At 29.7% G+C, this 266-nt stretch carries 1 pseudogene; it reads left to right on the forward strand.

The annotated features are described in order from the left end of the window. Positions 1-266, forward strand: a pseudogene (locus AAEZ18_RS18975) (hypothetical protein); the annotation flags it as partial.

A 266-nucleotide genomic window follows, 5' to 3' on the forward strand; every position in this document is an offset into this window, starting at 1 on the left:
GTCTATCCCTGATAGTGAGAGTAAAGATCATGTTTTTAATAGCCTACAAAATGCGATAAATATCAGAAAGAAAAATTTAGATAAAAAACTAAGTGTTGATAATAGAATTATTGATAATGTTAGAGGTGCAATTTATACATTTTTACCAGGCTTTTCAAACTTAACGATTCAAAGAGATCCTTTGGATATGATAATTGATAAAGACGACGAGACACTAAAAGTTACTCAATTGTCTCAGGGTGAAAAAAGTATGCTTTCTTTAGTTG

This window comes from Pseudoalteromonas sp. 19-MNA-CIBAN-0066, from assembly GCF_040308705.1.
Classification (GTDB): Bacteria; Pseudomonadota; Gammaproteobacteria; order Enterobacterales; family Alteromonadaceae; genus Pseudoalteromonas; species Pseudoalteromonas nigrifaciens.